We start from the raw sequence: 19,270 nt of genomic DNA, 5'->3' as shown, positions 1-19,270 counted from the left end.
TCATCGTGAGCCAGGTGCGGCAGGAACTCTACGGCAAGCCGTTCGGCATGTACGACTTCGCCCCTGTGGGCCTGGGCCTGACGGCCTTGGGCGTGCTCTTCCTGTCGTTCGCCTACCGGATCCTGCCCACCAGCCGTTCGCCGACCGAGACCATGGACGCCGCCCTGGCCGGCAACGCCTACGTCACCGAGGTGGAGGTGCCCGAGGGCTGGACCTCCGCCAAGCCCAGGGTCGGCGATGTCCGGGCGCGCGCCGAGGGCGACGTCTCGGTCATGGCCCTGATGCGCGACGGCAAGCGCCGGGCCTCGCCCCACGCCAACACCCACCTGCATCCCGGCGATCGCCTGCTGCTGGAGGGCGACCAGCAAGCCCTGGAAGCCGTGATCGCGCGCGCCAAGCTGAAGCTCACCCGCTCCGATCGGCCCGTGGCGATGGAAGAGGCCACCGAGGAAATCCGGCTGGTGGAGACGGTGGTCATGGACGGCTCCAGCCTTGTGGGGGAGAGCGCCCGGAGCCTGAACCTGCACGGCGAGCACGGGGTGAACCTTCTGGCCGTCAGCCGCAGCGGATATCGCCTGCGCCAGACCCTGCGCAGCGTACGCTTCCGCGCCGGCGACATCGTGCTGCTGCAAGGCGGCGAGCGCACCCTCCCCGGTGCGATCAAGGCCCTCGGGCTCCTGCCCCTGGCCGAGCGCGAGGTGCGGCTGGGCGGTATCCGCCGGGTCCTCGCCCCGGTGGCGATCCTGGCGGCGGCCATGCTGGCCATCGCCTTCCATGTGGTGCCGGTGGCGATCGCCTTCTTCGCCGCGGCGGTCGCGATGGTGGCGGTCGGCGGCCTGCGGATGCGCGAGGCCTATGCGGCGCTGGACGGCCCCGTCCTGGTCCTGATCGCGGCCCTGATTCCCGTCGGCGAAGCCATCCACGCCACCGGCGGGGCGGACCTGGTGGCCGGTCTCCTGTCCCACGTCCTGGGCGGGGCTCCGCCGCTGCTCTCGCTGGGAACGATCATGTTGCTCGCCATGCTGAGCGCGCCCTTCATGCACAATGCGCCCACCGTCCTGGTGTTCGGCCCGATCGCCGCGACCTTCGCCCAGCGGCTCGGCTACAGCCCCGACGCCTTCATGATGGCGGTCGCGGTCGGCGCGGCCAGCGATTTCCTGACCCCCGTCGGCCACCAGTGCAACACCCTGGTGATGGGGCCGGGCGGCTACCGGTTCTCCGACTATCCCCGCTTGGGGGCGCCCCTCAGCGTCGTCGTTCTGATCGTCGGGACCCTGCTGATTTCGCGGGTCTGGGGGACGACCGGCTGAGGCCGGCCGCCCACCGCCGCGGCCGTCGCCGGGGATCAGGCCAGCGCGCGGTCCAGAATGCCCTTTAGGGCCAGGCCATTCGCGGCGGCTGCGCCGGAGGCGGTGTTGTCGAAAATGCACCATCGCTCGCCCGCGGGGTTCGCGGCTATGGCGCGGGCCAGGGCGGCCAGCTCATGCTCGGCGTAGGCGGAATAGTACATCCGCGGGGACCCGTGCAGGCGCCAGTAGGCAAGGCCCGGCCAGCCGCCCGGGGACATGGCCGCGGGGCTGCGGGCAGGGTCGGCGGCCGCGCGCGCGATCCGATGCCTCGCCAGCAAGGCGTCGCCGTCCCCTGCGAACCAGCTCGCGTGGCGCGGCTCGCACACCACGGGACCGGCGGTCCGCCGCCGAAGCGCGCCGAAGAAGTCGCCCGCCACGGCCGCATCGAAGACGAGGCTGGGAGGAAGCTGCACGAGCAGCGGACCGAGCTTGTCCTCCAACCCGCCGAGTTCCCGCAGGAACGCATCCAGTCCGGCCTCGCAGCCCTGCAGGCGCGCCTCGTGCGTCAGGGCGCGCGGCAGTTTCACCGAGAAGCGGAAATGCGGAGGCGTGCTCTCGCGCCACCGCACGAAGGTCTCGGGGCGGTGCGGACGGTAGAATGTGCTGTTGATCTCGACCGCCCGGAGCACGCCGGCATAGCGCTCCAAGCCGGAGCCGCCGGCGGGAAACCGGTCCCGGACCGTGCGCGGAACGGTCCAGCCGGCGGTCCCGACGAAGGGTTCGGGCCGTGGCACGGCCTCAGCCGAACACGGCGCGGATGGCGGGCGCCTCGGCGGAAACCCGGCGAGCCGGAAACCCCGTCGGGCCCAGCCGACGGGCGAGGCGCGCCCCGGACTCGCGGCGCCGGACGATCCAAAGACGGCTGGGCCAGCGCGGCGGCATCGCAGTTAAACTCGCTCGCGCGCCTGGGGTTCTCCCCGTCGAGCCGCGCGCGCGGAACCGCGGCCCGCAACACCTGTTGAGGCCTATCGGCGGGTCGAAAGCCTCGGCCTCATCGATCCCTGATCCACCGCCGCCTTCTGTTTGCGAAAGGTTCGTTGCCTCCATGATGATGGTCGAGACCGTCCTGAAGACCAGCACGATCCATGGGCTGGGGGTGTTTCTGACGGCGCCCGTGCCGCGCGGCGGCCTGATCTGGCGCTTCGACTCGCGCATCGACCGGGTCTACACCCTGGCCGAGGTCGCCTCCCTGCCGGAGCACGTTCAAGCCTATCTGCGCACCTACTCCACCTGGCACGAGGCCAGCCGGCTCTTCGTCCTGTGCGGCGACAACGGCCGCTTCTTCAATCATTCGCCGACGCCGAGCACCGTCTCGAACGCCATCTCCTTCGGCGAGGATCACGCCGCGCGGGACCTCGCGGCGGGCGAGGAGCTCACGTCGGACTACGCGACCATCTGCGACGAGGTCCGGCGCAACGGGAACGGGTTCTAGCCGACGCGCTCCACGCGTCTGAAGGCGACCTGCGGCCGCCAGGTCAGGCCGGTCGCGCCGGGGACTCCTGCGGGTCTTGCCGGATCGGGAGCCGCGCCGAGCAGGGGTCCGGCGTCAGGCCCCTGACGATCGCAAGCAGGCCCGCGCGGGCGTCACCCGGCGGAATCCGGGCGAAGCCGCGCAGCAGGTCGACAGCCCCGGGCATGGCGAGCAGGGCGTTGAGTTCGGCCTGCATGGCGTCGTCCTGGGGCGAAGGCGCCGGGCTGTCGAAGCCGGGATCGCCCAGCAGCGAGCCGCCCGAGCAGTCAAGCGCCCGCGCCGCCTTGACCAGCATGGAGGCCGAGATCCGGTTGGCGCCGCGCTCGTATTTCTGCACTTGCTGGAAGGTGATTCCGAGGTGCTCGGCCAGGGTCGACTGGCTCATGCGCACCGCCTGACGGCGGATACGCATCCGCGCGCCGACGGCGACGTCGATCGGATCGGGCCCCTCACCTTCGCGCATCGCTCGCCCCCTTTTCGTGCGAATCCTAGTCTTCGCCTGGATAAAGGGAAGAGGCGCGGGTGTCAGTCGCGCCCGCCCTGCACCAGGCGAAGCGGCCGCCACGACCTCAGCAGGCTTTCCGTCGAGGCGAGCCGGAACGCCTTGTGGGCGAGACCGGCGCGTTGCAGTTCAAGCAGGCCCGCGAGGCCGTCGCGCTCGGCCGATGGAACCCAGGCGGCGTCCGAGGCGAGGGTCAGGCGCAGCGACAGCCGCAGGGCGTCCAGGGCGGTCGCCAGGGCTGACCCGCGAACCGAGACGCCGCAGAGCACGACGTCCCATCGAGGTCCGTCGCCGAGCGCCGCGGCGAGTTCAGGGCTGGACAGGGCCGAGGGCTGCTCACGGTGGTAGACCGGCTCAGAGGGTTCCGGCGCGAGGCCCGCCATGGGCCGCCAGGAGTCTTCGCCCGGCCGCGGCCGCCGCGAGACCACATGGCGGACGGACCAGCCTTGCAGCCGGGCCCGGCCCATCAGCGTGGCCGCGTTGACGCTCCACCCGGAGAAGGCGGGATCGGCTTCCGCGTCCGTGTCGGCGGCGAGGCTGACGGCGTCCAGGCATAGGAGCATCACGCTGTCCGAGCCGCGGCCCGGCGCCCCCGTCACGCGGCGAGGTCCGCCGGCGCCGCTTCCAGCACGCCCGGCCGGTCCCAGTCGCCCTCCGGCCGCAGGAGCACCATGGGTGGGCTGGCCAGGCCGACCGCGGCGGCGTGCGGGGCCAGTTCGAACTCCATCTCCCGATAGGCGTAACTGGAGAAGGTGAACACCGGCCGGCCGGCGCGCGGCCGCCCCTTGAAGTAGCGCCGCCAGAACGCCTCGCCCCGGACCTGGGCGTGGCCGATCAGCCGCCGGTAGCCCTTGCGCGCCGCCAGGTCGAAGGCCGCGCGGCAGAGCAGCAGCAGGGCCGGCCCCCCACGGTGCGCCTGTCGAACCGCCAGCCGTTCCAGCTTCGCGAACTCGCCGAACCAGCGCAGGCGGACCACCCCGACCGGCTCGCGCCCGAAGCGCAGCAGCAGATGCGTGGCGCCGCTCAGATCGTTGCCGTCGAACTCCTCGTCGTAGGGGCAGGCCTGGTCGCCCATGTAGACCAGCGACCGGACGGCCTGGACCTGGGCCAGCTCATCGAGGGTGCGTACGACGCCGACGCTATAGCCGCCGGCGGCCCCGGCGCGGGCGCAGGGGTCTGAGGGCGGTCTCACGCCGCCACCGCCGCTTCGGCGGGCGGTTGCCATACGAGGCCGCTGTCCGACCCGGGCAGGTCCACGAACCCCAGGCGCTCGCGCATCAGCCGATGCCCCGCCTCGGTGGTCGGGCGCGCGAACTTCGGAAGCGGCCCCACCGCCCCGGCCATCACCGCCCGCGCGCCCTCGACCACCCGCCGCGCCGACAGCTTCGTGGTCGCCGCGACGCCCCAGCCATAGAAGCCGTGGATCGCCTCGCCCGGGCGGGCCAGGTGCGGCGCCGCCGGCGCGCAGGCGTCGAACGATCCCCGGCGGACGGCCCGCACCCCCCCGGCGCTCAACAGGATGAAGGCCAGCACCCCGCAGAGCGCGCCCGCCTCCTCGGTCACGAACAGGGCGGCGCCGCCGGTCAGGGTCTGGACACGGTCGAGCTCGCCGGTCGTGGCGATGCCCGCTCCGATCAGTTTCGCAGCCAGGTCCCTCGCCGCCGCCACCTCGCCCGGCGCCGCGGGCCGGACATCGAACGCGGCGAGTTCGCGCCGCAGTCTTGTCGTGAACGCCGCTGAATGCCGGATCGGATCTCCGCCCATGGGTCCACCTCCCGATCCCCGAGGTCTGGCGCGTGCATGCGGCCTTGGGCGCCCGCGAAGATTGCAATAGGGTCCCTGCAGGACTGCCGGGGGTCGGAATGGGCGAGGTCACGAAGCGGCGCGCGGACTGGTCGAACCTGAGGGTGTTCTTCACGGTCGCGCAGACCGGCGGCATCAACGCCGCGGCGCGGGCCCTGCACCTCAACCCCTCCACCGTGACCCGGGCCGTCGAGGAGCTGGAGCGCCAGCTCAACGTCACGCTCTTCCTGCGCGGGCCCCGCGGCGTCACGCTCACCCAGCCGGGCGAGGCGGCGTTCGCGCGCGTCCGGACGATGGAGAAGATGGCCGAGTCCCTGGAACTCGAGGTCGCCGACAGCGAAACCCTTCCCGAAGGCCGGGTGCGGCTCGCGGCGCCCGATGGCGTGGCGGCCTATTTCATCACGCCCTTCCTACCGGAGTTCATGCGGGCGCACCCGGGGCTCGACCTGTCGATCGACTGCGGCCTGTGGCCCGACCGTCCGCTCGACGGCGAGGCCGATCTCACCCTCACCTTCAGCGAGCCCACCCAGCCGGACGCCGTCGCCCAGGCGATCGCCCACGTGCACTACGCCCTGTTCGCCTCACGCGAATACGTGAGCCTCTATGGCGCGCCCGCCACCATCGAGGAGGTGCTGCTGCATCCTTACGTCCACCACTCCGCTCAGACGCACCAGAAGGAGCTCTGGGGCCCGCGGGTGGAGGCCTGGCAGGTGCTGACGCACAAGCGCATCGAGACCAACGCCAGCGCCGTGGTGATCCAGGCGGTGCGCAACGGGATCGGGATCGGCGCCATGCCCACGGCGATCGCGTCGGTGGAGCCGGACCTGGTCATGCTGGACGTCCTGAAGGTCGGGCCGGCGAAGCTCTGGCTCGTGCACCACCGCGACGCCGTGCGCCCGGCGCGGGTGCGCCTGGTGAAGGACTGGCTGAAGTCGATCTTCGACGCCCGCCGGCGCCCCTGGTACCGGTCCGAGTTCGTCCACCCTTCGGAGTTCGCCGCGCGCATCGAGGCCGCAGGCGCGCCACGCGAGAGCGGGACGCGTCAAACGGGCTGACCGCCGGCGCCGTCAGGACTGATAGTCGAAGCCGTTGGACTTGGCCTTGCCCTGCCCGCCGAAGGTGTAGATCAGGCCCACGAAGGCGATCCGGCCGTACTGGTTGCGCAGGTAGCTGTCGCGCAACTGCGGCGTGACGATCAGGCGCTGGAACCTCTGGCCGTCGAACAGGTCGGTGACGGTCACCACCGCCGCCAGGTCGGGCCGCAACTGGCGCCGGTAGCCCAGGTTCACCAGGTTGATCGCGTCGACCGAACCCTGCGGGGTCAGGCGCTTGTCCGCGCGGCTGAACGAGATCTGCGCCGTGTCGACCTTCGTGGGGCGCCAATCCAGGCTGGCCTTCAGGTTGAGGCCGGTGGTCGACTTCAGGCCGGGCGCGCCCAGGGCCGTGGCGTCGATCTGGGCGGTGAACAGGTCGCCGCTCAGGTTGTAGGCCAGTTGCTGGCCGAGCTTGCCGTTGGCCGTGAACTCCACGCCCGCCGACCGGCTCTTCGGCAGGTTGGCCTTGGTGGTCAGCAGCACCTCGTCGCTGATCGGGCGGACGACGTCGGTCAGGCTGTTGCGGTCGAACCGGTAGTAGGCGGTGACGCCGTAGCTCAGCGCCTGGGCGGCGATGTTGTAGCCGGCCTCGTAGGACCAGGTGTCCTGCGGGGCGAGGTTCGGGTTGCCGGCCCGCAGGTTGTGGGTGTCCTGGGTGTCGATGAACGGGTTGAGGATCTCCGGATCCGGCCGCGTCAGCCGCCGCGCGATCCCCAGTGAAAGCTTGCCGTCGGCGCCCACGGCGCGGTCCAGGTGCAGGCTGGGGTAGAGGCCCGAGTCGCTGCGCCGGTTGATGAGGTCGCCGGTGACCTGCAGGCCCGTGGCCTGGGCCGCCTCGAACCGCGCGCCCAACTGCACCTGCCACGGCCCCAGCGGCGCCTGGTACTGGCCATAGGCCGCGTTGATCGTCTGGTGATAGCGGAAGTGGTTGGTGATGGCGGGGTTGTCGGTGATGAGGCCGGTGGCCGGATCGACGTTCCCGCCGCTGGGATCGAAGCGGTTGCGGTCGCTTTCCAGGTCGTAGCCGAGCTTGACCTCGCGCTCGTCGGCCAGCGGCAGGTCGTAGTCGGCGCTGAACTCGGTCTTCACGATGTCATGGCTGAGCCGCAGTTCGTCGAAGGTCTGGCCCGACGGCGGCAGGGTGAAGCTGTTGCGGTAGTTGTTGGTCTCCCGCTCGCGATCGGTGCTGTGCTGCAGGTTGAGGCTCAGGGTCTCGTTCGGCCGCCAGAGCTTCTGGTCGAAGTGCAGGCCCTCGCTGGCGTCGACGTTCCAGTCGTGGCCGTCGTCGTGCCGAGCGGACAGGTCGGCGATGGCGCCGCCGGCCGGACCGTCGGAGTTGTTCTGGTCGAAGTAGCGCTTGCCGAACAGCTCGCGGTGGCTGAACGAGGCGCCGATCGATTGCCGGTCGTTCAGGTCGTAGTCGATGCCGGCCTTCGCCGAGGGGGTCCAGCGCCTCTGGCGCTCGTCGATGCTCTGCTGGCTGGCGACGAGGGCGTTGGAGGTCGGGTCGAGCACGTCGCGGTTGCTGGTCGTCAGGCGCTCCCGGACGTCATGGCGCACGCCCAGGCCGCCGGACAGCTTCAGGGGCCCGCTGTTGTAGGCGCCGTTCAGCGCGGCGACCAGGCGGCCGGACTCGCCGGCGCTGATCTGGCCGCTGCCGGAGAGCCCCGCGCGCCGGGTCTTCTTGGTGATGATGTTGATGACCCCGCCCGACCCCTCGGCCTTGAACTGGGCCGGCGGCGTGGTGAGCACCTCGATCCGCGCAATGTCGCTGGCCGAAAACTGCTGCAGGCTGAGGCCCCGGGAGGAGCCGGAGAACTGCGCCGAGGGCTTGCCGTCCACCAGGATGGTGACGTTGCCGTCCCCGCGCAGGCTGACATTGCCGTCGGCGTCGACGGCCACGGACGGCACCTGGTTCAGCACGTCGGCCGCGGAGCCCGACGTGGCCTGCAGTTCGTTGGTCAGGCTGTAGACCTTGCGGTCGAGTTGGGTCTGGGCGGGCGGGGTTTCGGCCGTGACCACGACCTCGGCCACCGACGGGGCGCCGGACGGCTTGGCGGCTGGGGCCTCCGCAAAGGCTGGCGCCGCGCTGCTGACGACCAGCAGCGCCACCGAACCGGCAAGTCGTCGCATGTCACTCCCACTGGGGCCGAGAGCCCGCGCTTGATCTAGGCCGCGCCGGGTCACCGCCGGGTGGGGTCAAGATTGAGTATCGCCAATGTCGGCGGTCTAGCCCTCTGGGGCCGCGAACATCAGGGCCACGTTCAGGCCGCCGAAGGCGAAGGCGTTCTGGAGGAGGAGCCTGGAGGCGATCGGCTGGGCCTCGCCCAGCACCAGGTTGAGGTCGCAGGCCGGGTCGCGCGCGGTGAAGTTCTGGATCGGCGGAGCCAGGCCCTCGGCCAGCGCCCGCAGGCCAATGATCGCCTGCAGGGCCGCTGAGCCGCCGATCAGGTGGCCGTGGGCGCTCTTGGTGGCGATCACCGGCAGGGCGCGCGCCCGCTCGCCGAACACCTCCACCAGGGACTGGGTCTCCGCGGCGTCGTTCAGCGGCGTGCCGGTGCCGTGGGCGGAGATCAGGATGTCGTCGCGGTCGAGCGCCTTGGCCTGGGCCGCCGCCTGGCGCATGGCGCGGGCCTGCCCCTCCGGCGAGGGTTGGGTGATGTGGAAGGCGTCCGACGACATGCCCCAGCCGACCAGCTCGCCCAGGATCGGCGCGCCGCGCGCCTTGGCGTGGTCCCACGCCTCGAGCATCAGCACCGCCCCGCCCTCGCCCAGCACCATGCCGTCGCGGTCGGCGGAGAATGGGCGGCAGGTCGTGGGCGACATGGCGCGAATCGCCTCCCAGGCGCGGACGGAGCCGGCCGTCGAGACCGCCTCGCTGCCGCCGACCAGGGCGCAGTCCACCTGACCCATGGCGATCATCGCCGCGCCCTGGGCGATCGCGTGGGCCGACGAGGCGCAGGCGCTGGACGTGGCGAACACCGGCCCGCGGATCTCGAAGGCCATGGCCGCGGCGCTGACGCCCGCGCTGACCATCACCCGCGGCACGGTCGAAGGGTGCAGGCGCGGCGACTTCATCCCGAAGAACCGCTCGTAGCCGGCCTCCAGGGTGGCGAGGCCCCCCAGGCCGTGGCCGAAGATCACCGCCGTGCGTTCGTCGAGCACCGGGTCGCCGCGCAGGCCCGACTGCTCCAGGGCCTCCAGCGCCGGGGCCAGGGCCAGCCGCGCGAAGGGATCGAGGCCGCCGGCCACCGGCTTGCCCAGCCGCTCGTCCAGCGCCGCCTCATAGCCGTCGGGAACGCGGGCCATGGGCAGTTCCAGCCCGCCCGGGCCGTAGGGGCTGTCGCCCATGATGGTGCGCGCGATGCCGCCGCGGCCGTCGCGGGCCGCCTGCCAGTTTTCCTCGACCGAGCCTCCGAGCGCCGAGATCGCGCCCAGCCCGGTCACGGCGATGCGGTTCACCAAGGCGCCTCGCTTCAGGCGGAGGCCGTGGCCTGGGCCCGGTCCTTCAGCTTGTCGATCAGCTCGCCCAGCGTCTTGCAGTCGGAAAGCTCCTCGGCCTCCACCACGATGCCGTAGCGTTCCTCGACCTCGAAAAGCACGCTGATCACGTCCAGCGAGGCGATGCCGAGATCCTCCAGGTTCGCGTCGCGCTTGAGCGTCGCGCGGTCGATCAGGGCTTCCTTGGAGATCACGTCGAAGAGCTCGTCGTCGCTGGGAATGACTGGGGCCATGACGACGTATCTTCCACAAAACCGGCCGCTGACAGCGCGGCCCCTACACCCTTCCGGACGCCGCCGGAGGCCTACAGCCTCAGCCCGCCGGCGCCAAGCGTCAACCCGCCGCACCTGGAGCCGGCCCCCATGGTCACGCCGTGGGGTCGGCCGCGAAGAGCGGCGCGAACGCCTGCATGATCGCGTTGAGCACGACGTTGCGATGGCGGAAATAGATCGCCGTGCGGGTGAGCCGGCAGCCGAGCCGCAGCTTGTTCTCATAGGCCGCCTGGCCGGGGACGTAGCGCTTGAGGCCGCGCTCCAGGCAAAGCCCAAGGTTGGTGAACCAGCTCACGAAATAGAGGTTGAGCGCGCGCCCGCGCACCGGGTCCATCAGGATGTATTTGTCCAGCAGGGTGGTCTCGTCCTGGACCAGCAGGTTGCCGCCCACCAGGGCCTCGCCCTGGAAATAGAGCACCCAGAAGGCGCGCCCGCCCATCTGCCGCGGCACCCCGGTGAAGTAGGCGGCCGTCAGGTGCTCGAAGGCCATGTCGGCCCGCGCGCGGGTCGCCTCGTAGAAGGCGCAGAGCTGGCCCACCACATCGTCCACGTCGGTGCGGACCTCCATGCGCAGCTCCGGCGCGACCCGCAGCTTGCGGCGCATGTCCTTGCGCGCGCTGTAGGTCAGGCGGGCGAGGTAGCCGTTGATGTCGGCGAAACCGATGTCCAGCGACGCGATCGGCAGGCTGGCCATGGCGCGATAGCCGCGCGGCAGCGCCGCGGCGTCCCACAGCGCCTGCTGCGGCTGCGGCGCGTCCTTGAGGGCGAAAAGGCCGCACCCGGCGGCGCGCGCGTCGACCTCGAAGGCGGCCAGCAGTTCGCCCAGCACCTGCGGACGGTCCGCCTCGGCCACGGCGGGCGCGATGCCCAGGCCGGCGGTGGTGGCGCAGGGCGAGCCGATGCCGGCCAGGCGCAGGCTGAGCAGGCCCGGGACCAGTCGCCGGGCGGCCGCGATCGCCCGCTTGGCCGGCCCCACCAGCGTGGTCTCCAGGTCGTATCGCGTGTGGAAAGCCGGCGCGGCGGCCACCAGAGCCCCCTCGTCGCGCACCAGCACATAGCGCCAGCGGAAATCCGGCAGGCCCGCCCGCTCCACCGCCAGCAGGTAGTCGTAGCCCTCCAGGGCGTCGGGGAAGAGCGCGTCCCATTCCGCCCGGCCGACCGCCTCCAGGCTGCCGACGACAGTGGCCTGGCGCATCGGGGGCCTTAGGCCTCGACCGTCGCGCGTCGAACCGCCGCGGGGGCGAGCACGGGACCGCCGAAGAAGCCGGCCGTCAGCTCGCCCAGCCGCGCATGCTGCTTGTCCACGTGGATCATGTGATAGCTGTCCTCCAGCATCACGACCTCGCTGAACCCGCCGAGCGCGCGCTGCAGCCGGTAGGCGTTGCGCGGGTTGGCCATGTCGTCCTCTTGGGCGTGGGCGATCAGCACCGGCGCCTCGATGCCCGGGGCGATCTTCTCCACGTGACGCGCCAGGCGGTAGAGCTGGTGCATGCAGCCCAGCGGCATGCGGTCGAGCGCGCCCGGGATCAGCGCCTGCAGGGCGTTCTCCGCAAGGCCTCGCAGCCGCTCGTCCTTGAGGCCATAGGGGTGCGGCTGTACGAAGCTCAGGCTGCGCAGCAGGGGCAGGTTGGCCACCGCCTGGATCAGCGGCGCGCCGGTGGTGATCCGGGGCATGTTCCAGCCGTCGTATTCGAACAGCATCGAATAGACCGCCGCGCCCCTGATCTCCGGGAAGGCCGCGCAGAGCTCCAGGCCGATGGCGCCGCCCGCGCAGATCCCGGCCACATAGACCTCGTCGACCTCCTGCGCGAAATCCAGATAGGCGGCCTTGGCCGAGTCCACCCAGTCGCGCCAGCCGGTCTCGAGCAGGTCGGCCTCCGTGCCGCCGTGGCCGGCCAGCAGGGGGGCGTAGAGGCTGAAGCCCTGGCGGTGCAGCACGCGGCCCACGGCCTTCATCTCGGCCGGCGCGCCGGTCAGGCCGTGGATCAGCAGGACGCCCTTTCGGTCGCCCTCGCCGCGGATCCGGAAGCTGCGGTCCTTGGCCATCAGGCGCGGGCTCCCGCGATCAGGTCGAACAGTTCCAGATTGACCTCCTCGTTGGCCGCGCACGCCGCCGGCGGCGGCCGCGACCAGGGCTGGTCGAGCAGGGCCTCGCCGCGCTTCATGAGCCCGGCCAGCGCCCCGCCGCCATAGACCGCGGGCGACCAGTCGCCGACCACGTCGGCCCCGATCAGCCGGTGGCCGGCCAGCAGCGGCGCGATCAGCCGCTTCAGGAATTCCAGGCTGGTTCGGCCCTGGTCCCAGTTGGTGGCCGCGTCGGCGGGCGCGAGCACATCCTTGTCGATGGTGATGTAGATCGCCTCGGTGGGCACGCGGGTGGCCAGGAACTCGGCGAAGGCGGCCTCGCCCAGGGTCTCGATGGTGGGCCAGCTCCGGCCGCAGAGCGCCACGGCCTCGGCGCCGTCCGGTTCGCGGTAGGCGTAGAGCTCCAGCCGGTCCTCGGTCACCAGGTCGAGGTCCGCGCGGCGCGGGCTCGGGCGGCGGATGTCGGGGCTGCAGACCCCCACGGTCAGGACCCGGGCCACCTGCGGCATGCGCGCCGCCCAGCCCACCCAGGATCCGCAGTGAACGCCGGGGCCGAACTGCACCCAATCGGGGTGATTGTCGAAATGCAGCACCGTCACCGATGAACAGTCCGCCGCCTCCAGGGCCCGCTCCAGCAGCAGCGGGCTGACGTGGTGGAAGTCGCCGGAGCCGGAGAACACCATGGCCGGGCCGGCCGCGGCGGGCAGGTCGTCGCGCAGCCGCGCGCGCAGGCGCTCCAGCGCCGGCGGCCGGCTCCAGAGCCGCAGCGCCGGGCCGAGCTCGCGGGCGTCGAGCGCATGCCCGCCGCCCTCGGCCACCCTGGCGGCCAGCGTCTCCTGCCCGGTGAGCGCCGCGTCGAGATGGAGGAGCGCCGCGCGCATTGCGGTGGCGCTCAGGTGGTGACGCAGCGGCGCAGCAGAGCGTCGAGCAGCTTCAGCGCCAGGTCGATCTCCTCGTGGGTGATGTCCAGCGAGGGGGCGAAGGTGATGACGTTCTTGTAGTAGCCGCCGACGTTGAGGATCAGGCCCATCTTCTTGCCGCCCACGTCCAGGTCGCCCTTCAGCCCCTCGGCCACCATGCGGTCGAGCAGGGACTTGTCGGGGGTGAAGCCGTCCGCGCCGCAGAGTTCGGCGCGCAGCGCCAGGCCCAGGCCGTCCACGTCGCCGATCTGCGGCCAGCGCTTCTGCAGCTCCTGCAGGCCCGCCAGGAAATAGGCGCCCTTCTCCGGCACCGTGCGGTCATAGTCGCCCTCGGCGGCCATCCGCAGGGTCTCCAGCGCCACCGCGGTGCCCATCGGGTTGGCGTTGAAGGTCGAGTGCGTGGCGCCCGGCGGGAAGACCTCCGGATTGATCAGCTCCTCGCGGGCCCACAGGCCCGACAGCGGATTGAGCCCGTTGGTCACCGCCTTGCCGAACACCAGCACGTCGGGCTGCACGCCGAAGTGCTCGATCGACCACAGCTTGCCGGTGCGCCAGATGCCCATCTGCACCTCGTCGACCACCAGCAGGATGCCGTGCTGGTCGAGCACCTTCTTCAGCTCGATGAAGAAGTTCTTGGGCGGAATCACATAGCCGCCGGTGCCCTGGATCGGCTCGGCGTAGAAGGCGGCGAACTCGCTCTCGCCGGCCCGCGGGTCGGAGACCCCGTGGAACTCGCTCTCGAACAGGCGGGCGAAGTTGCGCACGCAATAGTCGCCGTACTCTTCCTTGCTCATGCCCTTGGGGCCGCGGAAGGCGTAGGGGAACTCCACGAAATGCGCGCGGTCGCCGAAGTGGCCGTAGCGGCGGCGGTAGCGGTAGGACGAGGTGATCGCAGACGCGCCCAGGGTGCGGCCGTGGTAGCCGCCCTGGAAGGCGAACATGAAGCCCTTGCCGTCCTTGGCGTTGCGCACGACCTTGAGGCTGTCCTCGATGGCCTGGGCGCCGCCGACGTTGAAGTGCACCCGGCCCCTGGCCCCGAACTTCGCCTCCGCGTCGCGGGCGATCAGCGCGGCCAGCTCCACCTTCTCACGGTGCAGGTGCTGCGAGGCGATCTGCGGCAGGGTGTCCAACTGCCGGTGGGCGGCGGCGTTTAGCCGCGGGTTGCGGTAGCCGAAGTTGGCCGTCGAGTACCACATCTGCAGGTCCAGGTAGGCCCGGCCCTCGGCGTCGTACATGTACGAGCCTTCGCAGGTCTCGAAGAACTTCGGCTGCGCGAGGTAGTGGACGGTGTCCCCCCAGGAACAATATTGCGCATCGAGCGCTCGCAGTTCGGATTCCGTCAATTGGGGGGCGGGCGCGTCGTACATCCAGAAACTCCGAGAAGGCCCAGTCCGGCGGGCCAACATGGCGACAGGGACGCCCACCGACAATCTGGGCTCATATCGCGTGTGAAGGAATGTGACAGTCGGGCCCACCGCCGACGCCGCGAGGCGCCCTCGACAGACGATTGTAGTTCTTCAGACCTGTGTTGCCGGCCACCCGTCTATTTACGACGCCGTAATGCCGCCTCCGCCTCAAGAAGCCAAGCACGGCCCGCGCTCAAATACGGTCGCCGCGCGGTTGCGCGGCCCCGCCGCCACACCTCTGAGGGACTCGCGCGACTCCGAAAGTTCTGCTTTTGTTCGCGTCGGACTGCGGATGGAGAGCGGATCATGGCGGACGGCGCATCGCATCGGGTCTTGGAGGGCTGGCCGGCCTGGCCCCGGCTCAACCAGGCGCTGGCCGCCCGGTCCAGCCTGTGGGCTGTCTGCCGCTGCGGCCGCGAGGCGGTGATCGATCCCAGACCCTGGGTGGGCCAGGGGCTCGCCCGCCAGGCCACCGCCGGCCTCGAGGGCCGCCTGCGCTGCGTCTGCGGCGCGCGCCGGGCGCGGCTGGAGATCCGCGGCCTCGCCGAGGCGCCGGCGCGCGGCGCCGGCGGCATCCACGTTTTCCGCTAGGCGGCCGAAGTCTAGACCCTGTCCCGACTGACTTGGATCAAGTCAGTCGGGAAAGAACAGGGTCGTCGCCTATATCTGGAGCCCTTCTTGTCCACTCAGGTTGATTCAACCTGAGTGGGAAGGGCTCTAGACCGGAGCCGGTTCCGCGAACATCGGCGTCGAACGGAAGATGGCGATCTCCTCTTCCGTCATGTCGCTCGGGACGTCGGCGAACAGCGGGGTCGAGAGATAGCGCTCGCCGGTGTCCGGCAGCATGGCCAGGATGTTGGTCCCCTTGGGCGCGCTCTCGGCGATCTTCAGGGCGCCGGCGAAGGTGGCGCCGGAGGTGATGCCGCAGAAGATGCCTTCCTTGGTGGCCAGCTCCTGGCTGAGCTTGATCGCCTCGGGGCCCGGGATCGCCATCAGTTGGTCGACGTAGTTCGCATCCACCGCATCGCCGGTCAGCTTGGCGATGAAGTCGGGCGTCCAGCCCTGCATGGGATGCGGCTTCCAGGCCGGGTGGCCGGCGGCGGGCGAGCCGTCGGGCTTGTAGGCCTGCGGTTCGTGGCTGGCGATCAGCGCCGCATCGGCGGGCTCGCAGACCACGATCCTGGTCTTCGGGCTCTTGGCGCGCAGCACGCGGCCGACCCCGTTCAGCGTGCCGCCGGTGCCATAGCCCGTGACCCAGTAGTCCAGTTGCTCGCCCTCGAAGTCCTTCAGGATCTCCGGACCCGTGGTGCGCTCGTGCATCGCCGCGTTGGCCTCGTTCTCGAACTGCCGGGTCATGAACCAGCCGTGGGTCTCGGCCAGCTCGACGGTCTTGGCCACCATGCCGGTGGCGCGCAGCGCCGCGGGCGTCAGCACCACCTTGGCGCCCAGGAAGCGCATCAGCCGGCGCCGCTCGATGGAGAAGCTCTCGGCCATGGTGACCACCAGCGGATAGCCCTTGGCGGCGCAGACCATGGCCAGGCCGATGCCGGTGTTGCCGCTGGTCGCCTCCACCACCGTCTGGCCGGGCTTCAGCTCGCCCGACTTCTCGGCCGCCTCGATCACCCCCAGCGCCAGGCGGTCCTTGACCGAGCCCAGCGGATTGAAGGCCTCCAGCTTGACGAAGAGGTTCACGCCGGCCGGCCCCAGGCGGTTGATCCGCACGACCGGCGTATTGCCCACGGTCCCCAGAATGCTGTTGTACCTGGCCATCTCGCGTCTCCCTTGTCGGCGGCAAAACAGAAGGCCCCGCCCGGCGCGCGAGTCAATTCAGCAGAACCGGGATCGCCCGGACCTTTTCTGGGGGCTTGAGGACGGGGCCTGCGAAGCCCAAAGTCCTGCGCCAGGGGGAAAACCAATGACGCTTTCGGTGATCGGGGCCGGGTTCGGCCGCACGGGGACCATGTCCCTGAAGGTGGCGCTCGACGCGCTCGGCGTCGGGCCCTGCTACCACATGGTCGAGGTGTTCAAGAACCCGGCCGCGCCCGGCTGGTGGATCGAGGCCGCGGAGAACCCGGCCAAGGCCGACTGGGGCAAGATCTTCGCCGGCTATAACGCCACCGTCGATTGGCCCAACGCCACCTACTACAAGGAACTGGCCGAGACCTATCCGGCCGCCAAGGTGATCCTCACCGAGCGCGACCCGGACGACTGGTTCGAGTCCACCCAGGCCACGATTTTCATGGACCGCGGCGTCCCGCCGCCAGACGCGGCCTTCCCCAAGATGCTCAAGAAGGTGGTCTTCGACCTGTTCGACGGCCGCATCCATGACCGCGAGCACGCCAAGGCCGTGTTCCGCGCGCACAACGCCAGGGTGCGCGAGGTCATCCCGGCCGACCGCCTGCTGGTCTACGAGGTCGCTCAGGGCTGGGAGCCTCTGTGCGGCTTCCTGGGGGTCCCGGTCCCCGACTTCCCGATGCCCAAGGTCAATTCGCGCGAGGAGTTCGCGGCCATGATCGCGGCCGGCGGACCGGGCGGCCCGCCGAGCCATTGACCGCTAGCGGCCGCCGCCGCCGGTGATTTCCTTGATCAGGCCCTGGACCGGGGCCTTGCCGCCGGCGCCCCAGACCACCTTCAGGAAGGCCAGGGTGCGGCCGGCGGCCTCCTCGAACTTCCACTCGCAATCGTCGATGCGGCAGTCCTCGAACCTGGGCGGCTCGCCCCCGGAATAGACCAGGCGGCAGTCGCGGAACTCGCAGGACGAGAACACCTCGCCGTCGAGCGCCACGGTCTCGTGATTGTAGATCGCGCCGTCGGCCATGGTCCTAGTCCTGGTCGTCGTCGGCGGGCCGCGCGGACGGGTCGGCTTCAAGGCGGGCGCGTTCGCGGGCTTCGGCCTTGGCGCGGGCCTTCTCGGCCACCTTGGCGGCCTTCAGCCGGTCGCGCTCGGCGCGTTCGAAATTGTAGTTGGGCTTCCGCGCCATGATGAGCTCCGTCGAGGGTAAGGCGGGGCGCGAGCCGAGCCGGCGAAACGGGGTCTTACACCGAATTCGCCGCGCGGCGCAGCCCGCTCTTGGCTTGGCGACGGAAAACGGCTCCTCCGCTTGGGGGCGGAGGAGCCGAAAGCGACGCCGCGGACCGGGGGGTTGGGGTTGGCCTGCGACGTCGATTTTCCGTGCGGAGCGGGGGCTCGGGGGGAGGAGGATCCGCCTCCGCACCACGCCAAACTGACGCCCCTCCGCGGCGCGAGTTGGGCCGCTTCGTAACGCCAACGTCTCCGAAACGCGCCGAAGTCGAGACTTTTTGACACGCCCGGGCCGCCCGTTCGTCGACCGGCGATTTCTAGGGAACCGGCGCGCCGCAAACCGCGTTGGCGTTGAAACTGGGGGTGTGCCGCGATCAGAAATGAAGGCGTTGGGATGATCGCCTTCCTTCGATCCACCCCCCGAAAGCGTCAAGTTCGGGGAATTCCATGTCCAACGCCGATATCGCCGCTCCCGCCCGTCGCGCCCCGCGCACCGCCGGCCGCGGGAACGGACGGGCCAATGGCCATTTGGCCCATGACCTCGATGCGATCGACACTGGCGAGTTGCTCTCCGCCCTGCGCGCCTTCCGGCGAGGCGACTTCTCCGTCCGCCTGCCGCGCGGCCATCGCGGCATCAACGGCGAGATCGCCGAGGCGTTCAACGACGTGGTCGAGCTCAACGACCGGATGACCCGCGAGTTCGAGCGGCTGGGCGAGACCGTCGGCCGCCAGGGCAAGATCAACCACCGCGCCCGCCTGCCGGCCGCCCAGGGCTCCTGGGCCGCCAGCGTCGACGCCGTGAACACCCTGATCACCGACATGGTCCACCCCACCGCCGAAATGGCCCGGGTGATCGGCGCCGTGGCCAAGGGCGACCTCGGCCAGACCATGGACCTGGAGAACGAGGAGCGCCCGCTGCGCGGCGAGTTCCTGCGGATCGGCAAGGTGGTGAACACCATGGTGGGCCAGCTCGGCTCCTTCGCCTCGGAAGTGACCCGCGTGGCGCGCGAGGTGGGCACCGAAGGCAAGCTCGGCGGCCAGGCCCAGGTGAAGGGCGTCGCCGGCACCTGGAAGGACCTCACCGACAACGTGAACTTCATGGCCGCCAACCTGACCGGCCAGGTCCGCAACATCGCCGAGGTGACCACCGCCGTGGCCAACGGCGACTTGTCGCGCAAGATCACCGTGGACGTGAAGGGCGAGGTGCTGGAGCTGAAGAACACCATCAACACCATGGTGGACCAACTGAACGCCTTCTCCTCCGAAGTGACCCGCGTGGCCCGCGAAGTGGGCACCGAGGGCAAGCTCGGCGGCCAGGCCCAGGTTAAGGGCGTCGGCGGCACCTGGAAGGAGCTGACCGACAACGTGAACCTGATGGCCGGCAACCTGACCGGCCAGGTCCGCAACATCGCCGACGTGACCACCGCCGTGGCCCGCGGCGACCTCAGCAAGAAGATCACCGTCGACGTGAAGGGCGAGATCCTGGAACTGAAGAACACCATCAACATCATGGTGGACCAGCTCAACTCCTTCTCCTCCGAAGTGACCCGCGTGGCCCGCGAGGTGGGCACGGAGGGCAAGCTGGGCGGCCAGGCCCGGGTGGAAGGCGTCACCGGCGCCTGGAAGGACCTCACCGACAACGTGAACTTCATGGCCGGCAACCTGACCGGCCAGGTCCGCAACATCGCCGAGGTGACCACCGCCGTGGCCAACGGCGACCTGTCGAAGAAGATCACCGTGGACGTGCGCGGCGAGATCCTGGAGCTGAAGAACACCATCAACACCATGGTGGACCAGCTCAACTCCTTCTCCTCCGAAGTGACCCGCGTGGCCCGCGAGGTGGGC

Annotated in this window: 21 protein-coding genes; 6 read left to right on the top strand and 15 right to left on the bottom strand. The window is 70.7% G+C overall.

What is annotated here, in order from left to right; genetic code table 11:
• Window positions 1–1,310 (top strand): SLC13 family permease (locus VNW53_RS18780; RefSeq protein WP_325557506.1); only part of this gene is annotated, 1,310 nt, incomplete at its 5' end.
• A gap of 35 nt (window positions 1,311–1,345) precedes the next feature.
• On the opposite strand, the gene VNW53_RS18775 is transcribed toward VNW53_RS18780, so the two are convergent.
• Entirely contained in the window at window positions 1,346–2,083 is a 738-nt protein-coding gene (locus tag VNW53_RS18775; RefSeq protein ID WP_325557504.1) for a DUF72 domain-containing protein, read from the bottom strand.
• A gap of 311 nt (window positions 2,084–2,394) precedes the next feature.
• Here VNW53_RS18775 and VNW53_RS18770 point away from each other — a divergent pair, with 311 nt between their 5' ends.
• A complete protein-coding gene (locus VNW53_RS18770) occupies window positions 2,395–2,781 on the top strand; it encodes an SET domain-containing protein (protein ID WP_325557503.1) in 387 nt (128 codons plus the stop codon).
• 43 nt (window positions 2,782–2,824) lie between these two features.
• On the opposite strand, the gene VNW53_RS18765 is transcribed toward VNW53_RS18770, so the two are convergent.
• From VNW53_RS18765 to VNW53_RS18750, 4 genes are all read right to left on the bottom strand, one after another.
• Entirely contained in the window at window positions 2,825–3,283 is a 459-nt protein-coding gene (locus VNW53_RS18765; protein ID WP_325557501.1) for a helix-turn-helix domain-containing protein, read from the bottom strand.
• A 62-nt stretch (window positions 3,284–3,345) separates the two neighbouring features.
• Window positions 3,346–3,885 (bottom strand): isochorismatase family protein, encoded by a 540-nt coding sequence (locus tag VNW53_RS18760; RefSeq protein ID WP_325557507.1) that lies wholly within the window; start codon window positions 3,883–3,885, stop codon window positions 3,346–3,348.
• Window positions 3,886–3,917: 32 nt separating this feature from the next.
• Window positions 3,918–4,514 (bottom strand): GNAT family N-acetyltransferase, encoded by a 597-nt coding sequence (locus tag VNW53_RS18755; protein WP_325557499.1) that lies wholly within the window; start codon window positions 4,512–4,514, stop codon window positions 3,918–3,920.
• A complete protein-coding gene (locus tag VNW53_RS18750; protein WP_325557497.1) occupies window positions 4,511–5,086 on the bottom strand; it encodes a hypothetical protein in 576 nt (191 codons plus the stop codon). Before VNW53_RS18750 ends, VNW53_RS18755 begins: the two co-directional genes overlap by 4 nt.
• 98 nt (window positions 5,087–5,184) lie before the next feature.
• On the opposite strand from VNW53_RS18750, the gene VNW53_RS18745 reads away from it, so the two are divergent.
• Entirely contained in the window at window positions 5,185–6,180 is a 996-nt protein-coding gene (locus VNW53_RS18745) for a LysR family transcriptional regulator (protein WP_325557496.1), read from the top strand.
• Between the two features lie 12 nt (window positions 6,181–6,192).
• Here VNW53_RS18745 and VNW53_RS18740 read toward each other — a convergent pair whose 3' ends face one another.
• The 7 genes from VNW53_RS18740 to VNW53_RS18710 all read right to left on the bottom strand — a co-directional run bounded on the left by VNW53_RS18740 (window position 6,193) and on the right by VNW53_RS18710 (window position 14,364).
• Window positions 6,193–8,352, bottom strand: coding sequence for a TonB-dependent receptor domain-containing protein (locus VNW53_RS18740; RefSeq protein WP_325557494.1), 2,160 nt, complete (start codon window positions 8,350–8,352; stop codon window positions 6,193–6,195).
• A gap of 96 nt (window positions 8,353–8,448) precedes the next feature.
• Window positions 8,449–9,681 carry a beta-ketoacyl-[acyl-carrier-protein] synthase family protein gene (locus VNW53_RS18735; protein WP_325557493.1) on the bottom strand — a complete coding sequence of 411 codons (1,233 nt, stop codon included), beginning with the start codon at window positions 9,679–9,681 and terminating at the stop codon, window positions 8,449–8,451.
• Window positions 9,682–9,695: 14 nt separating this feature from the next.
• A complete protein-coding gene (locus tag VNW53_RS18730) occupies window positions 9,696–9,953 on the bottom strand; it encodes an acyl carrier protein (RefSeq protein WP_325557491.1) in 258 nt (85 codons plus the stop codon).
• A gap of 133 nt (window positions 9,954–10,086) precedes the next feature.
• Complete coding sequence (locus tag VNW53_RS18725; RefSeq protein WP_325557490.1) at window positions 10,087–11,187, bottom strand: GNAT family N-acetyltransferase; 1,101 nt, start codon at window positions 11,185–11,187, stop codon at window positions 10,087–10,089.
• Between the two features lie 8 nt (window positions 11,188–11,195).
• The gene (locus VNW53_RS18720; protein WP_325557488.1) at window positions 11,196–12,038 is read right to left on the bottom strand and encodes an alpha/beta hydrolase; all 843 of its coding nucleotides are present in this window, start codon (window positions 12,036–12,038) and stop codon (window positions 11,196–11,198) included.
• Window positions 12,038–12,958 (bottom strand): arginase family protein, encoded by a 921-nt coding sequence (locus tag VNW53_RS18715; protein ID WP_325557486.1) that lies wholly within the window; start codon window positions 12,956–12,958, stop codon window positions 12,038–12,040. The genes VNW53_RS18720 and VNW53_RS18715 overlap by 1 nt, the downstream gene beginning before the upstream one ends.
• An 11-nt stretch (window positions 12,959–12,969) precedes the next feature.
• Window positions 12,970–14,364, bottom strand: coding sequence for an aspartate aminotransferase family protein (locus VNW53_RS18710; RefSeq protein ID WP_325557485.1), 1,395 nt, complete (start codon window positions 14,362–14,364; stop codon window positions 12,970–12,972).
• Between the two features lie 345 nt (window positions 14,365–14,709).
• Here VNW53_RS18710 and VNW53_RS18705 point away from each other — a divergent pair, with 345 nt between their 5' ends.
• Complete coding sequence (locus VNW53_RS18705) at window positions 14,710–14,994, top strand: hypothetical protein (protein ID WP_325557484.1); 285 nt, start codon at window positions 14,710–14,712, stop codon at window positions 14,992–14,994.
• Window positions 14,995–15,120: 126 nt separating this feature from the next.
• Here VNW53_RS18705 and VNW53_RS18700 read toward each other — a convergent pair whose 3' ends face one another.
• A complete protein-coding gene (locus VNW53_RS18700; RefSeq protein ID WP_325557483.1) occupies window positions 15,121–16,173 on the bottom strand; it encodes a PLP-dependent cysteine synthase family protein in 1,053 nt (350 codons plus the stop codon).
• A 145-nt stretch (window positions 16,174–16,318) separates the two neighbouring features.
• On the opposite strand from VNW53_RS18700, the gene VNW53_RS18695 reads away from it, so the two are divergent.
• A complete protein-coding gene (locus VNW53_RS18695; RefSeq protein WP_325557481.1) occupies window positions 16,319–16,954 on the top strand; it encodes a sulfotransferase family protein in 636 nt (211 codons plus the stop codon).
• 3 nt (window positions 16,955–16,957) lie between these two features.
• On the opposite strand, the gene VNW53_RS18690 is transcribed toward VNW53_RS18695, so the two are convergent.
• Together VNW53_RS18690 and VNW53_RS18685 are read right to left on the bottom strand one after the other, a co-directional pair.
• Window positions 16,958–17,221, bottom strand: a complete 264-nt coding sequence (locus tag VNW53_RS18690; RefSeq protein ID WP_325557480.1) for a hypothetical protein — start codon at window positions 17,219–17,221, stop codon at window positions 16,958–16,960.
• A 4-nt stretch (window positions 17,222–17,225) separates the two neighbouring features.
• Window positions 17,226–17,384: a hypothetical protein gene (locus VNW53_RS18685; RefSeq protein WP_325557478.1), complete on the bottom strand. Its 159-nt coding sequence runs from the start codon at window positions 17,382–17,384 to the stop codon at window positions 17,226–17,228.
• Between the two features lie 488 nt (window positions 17,385–17,872).
• Here VNW53_RS18685 and VNW53_RS18680 point away from each other — a divergent pair.
• Window positions 17,873–19,270, top strand: a 1,398-nt coding sequence (locus tag VNW53_RS18680; RefSeq protein WP_325557476.1) for a HAMP domain-containing protein, incomplete at its 3' end; no start/stop codon positions are given.

The organism is Phenylobacterium sp., from assembly GCF_035569475.1.
Lineage (GTDB): Bacteria > Pseudomonadota > Alphaproteobacteria > Caulobacterales > Caulobacteraceae > Phenylobacterium.
Note: the sequence above shows the minus strand (reverse complement) of the source record. Positions and strands in the feature narration are given on the sequence as shown.

Excerpts from the sequence above, each read along its gene's own strand:
- VNW53_RS18770 (WP_325557503.1), top strand. The coding sequence starts at position 2,395 with ATGATGATGGTCGAGACCGTCCTGAAGACCAGCACGATCCATGGGCTG.
- VNW53_RS18765 (WP_325557501.1), bottom strand. The coding sequence starts at position 3,283 with ATGCGCGAAGGTGAGGGGCCCGATCCGATCGACGTCGCCGTCGGCGCG.
- VNW53_RS18760 (WP_325557507.1), bottom strand. The coding sequence starts at position 3,885 with ATGCTCCTATGCCTGGACGCCGTCAGCCTCGCCGCCGACACGGACGCG.
- VNW53_RS18750 (WP_325557497.1), bottom strand. The coding sequence starts at position 5,086 with ATGGGCGGAGATCCGATCCGGCATTCAGCGGCGTTCACGACAAGACTG.
- VNW53_RS18745 (WP_325557496.1), top strand. The coding sequence starts at position 5,185 with ATGGGCGAGGTCACGAAGCGGCGCGCGGACTGGTCGAACCTGAGGGTG.
- VNW53_RS18740 (WP_325557494.1), bottom strand. The coding sequence starts at position 8,352 with ATGCGACGACTTGCCGGTTCGGTGGCGCTGCTGGTCGTCAGCAGCGCG.
- VNW53_RS18730 (WP_325557491.1), bottom strand. The coding sequence starts at position 9,953 with ATGGCCCCAGTCATTCCCAGCGACGACGAGCTCTTCGACGTGATCTCC.
- VNW53_RS18725 (WP_325557490.1), bottom strand. The coding sequence starts at position 11,187 with ATGCGCCAGGCCACTGTCGTCGGCAGCCTGGAGGCGGTCGGCCGGGCG.
- VNW53_RS18720 (WP_325557488.1), bottom strand. The coding sequence starts at position 12,038 with ATGGCCAAGGACCGCAGCTTCCGGATCCGCGGCGAGGGCGACCGAAAG.
- VNW53_RS18715 (WP_325557486.1), bottom strand. The coding sequence starts at position 12,958 with ATGCGCGCGGCGCTCCTCCATCTCGACGCGGCGCTCACCGGGCAGGAG.
- VNW53_RS18710 (WP_325557485.1), bottom strand. The coding sequence starts at position 14,364 with ATGTACGACGCGCCCGCCCCCCAATTGACGGAATCCGAACTGCGAGCG.
- VNW53_RS18705 (WP_325557484.1), top strand. The coding sequence starts at position 14,710 with ATGGCGGACGGCGCATCGCATCGGGTCTTGGAGGGCTGGCCGGCCTGG.
- VNW53_RS18700 (WP_325557483.1), bottom strand. The coding sequence starts at position 16,173 with ATGGCCAGGTACAACAGCATTCTGGGGACCGTGGGCAATACGCCGGTC.
- VNW53_RS18695 (WP_325557481.1), top strand. The coding sequence starts at position 16,319 with ATGACGCTTTCGGTGATCGGGGCCGGGTTCGGCCGCACGGGGACCATG.
- VNW53_RS18690 (WP_325557480.1), bottom strand. The coding sequence starts at position 17,221 with ATGGCCGACGGCGCGATCTACAATCACGAGACCGTGGCGCTCGACGGC.
- VNW53_RS18685 (WP_325557478.1), bottom strand. The coding sequence starts at position 17,384 with ATGGCGCGGAAGCCCAACTACAATTTCGAACGCGCCGAGCGCGACCGG.